A 1387-nucleotide genomic window follows, 5' to 3' on the forward strand; every position below is an offset into this window, starting at 1 on the left:
GAGGATAATTACCGACTTACCTTTATTGACTAGCATTGAGCCTGTGTTAGCCACGTAGGTACTTTTTCCTACACCACCCTTATCTGATACGACAAGCAAGATTTTACCCATTTGAGGATTCCTCTCTTTATCATGTAAAGATCATGTAAAGATCGTCTTGTCTTTACATTGTGTGTTTTCTGTAAAGATGATTTTATCTTTACAGTGTCTTTATATTACATAGGATTTACCATGTAAAGCACAAATAAAGACAATCATGTATTTATGTTATCTTTATTTTGTAAAGACTAGCGCATCATTATATTGGCTTTACATAGTAAATCAGTACTTGTCTTTACATCATCTTTACGTTGTAAATTTTCATGTGACATTGTCACTTTATGACCAGAGGTCTGTTTTCTGGTTCTTTTAGAGTGTGCCTTTCCTGTCGATCTACTTTCTGGTGCATTTTGGGTATAGTGGTATAACCTTATGTGAACCGGTTCTGTAATATGACTTCAAATGTACCAACAAGCTTTGTCCGCGCTTATCTGAGAGCTTCAACAGCAGAACAGGATGCTTCGCGTGCCCTGGAAACTATCGAGGCTTTTGCCAGGGAAAGAGGCCTGATCATTTGCAGCTACTATATTGAGAATGAATCCGGCACCCGTCTTGAGCGCCCGGAACTTTTTCGTCTTCTGAGAGATTGCCAACAAAATGACATTTTGCTTATCGAGGATGTGGACAGACTTTCCCGCCTGTCAGGGGAAGACTGGAATACGTTGAAGAAAATGATCCGGCAGAAAGACATCCGGGTTATGGCGGTGAATGTGCCGACGACATGGATTAATTCTGGTATGAGTGAGTTTGATAGCCGGTTGTTTGCAGCCATTAACGATATGCTGCTGGATATGCTGGCCGCTGTTGCCAGAAGGGACTATGAACAACGGCGGGAACGCCAGAAACAAGGGATAGAGAAAGCAAGGAAAGACGGCAAATATAAAGGGCGTAAACCTAATCAAGCCAGACATGATGCAATTATCAGGTTGATAGAAAGCGGTAGCTCCTGGACACAGGTACAGAAAGTGCTAGGGTGCAGCCGTGGCACAATCAGTAGCGCAATAAAACGTAAATCCCGGCAATCACTCTAGTGAGTAGGGAAGCTGTTATCCTGAATTACTTTGGATATGGGCATATAGGGGTCAGTTTGGATATCGAAAATTATTGTACGTTAAGCTCATTTTTTATCATTTCTGGTTTTTTTGGAAACGTAATATTCTGGATGTTAAGACGGTCATGCGGGGACATTGAACACAGATAATCATGTCCAGGTACGAACGTCCCATATAGAGTGTGAGCATTGATCGTGCTGTATTTTCGTTTATAGTAGATAGATTCTGTATCATAC

At 41.2% G+C, this 1387-nt stretch carries 1 protein-coding gene and 1 pseudogene; one reads left to right on the top strand and one right to left on the bottom strand.

The genetic code is table 11. The annotated features are described in order from the left end of the window. Positions 1–111 (bottom strand): annotated as a pseudogene (locus tag RTW80_RS25260) (peptidyl-arginine deiminase); the annotation flags it as partial. Positions 112–491: 380 nt separating this feature from the next. Between RTW80_RS25260 and RTW80_RS25265 the strand changes: the two are divergent. After that, complete coding sequence (locus tag RTW80_RS25265) at positions 492–1130, top strand: recombinase family protein (protein WP_001576905.1); 639 nt, start codon at positions 492–494, stop codon at positions 1128–1130. Positions 1131–1387: the final 257 nt, after the last annotated feature.

Source organism: Escherichia sp. AM3 (assembly GCF_032029835.1).
GTDB lineage: Bacteria > Pseudomonadota > Gammaproteobacteria > Enterobacterales > Enterobacteriaceae > Escherichia > Escherichia coli.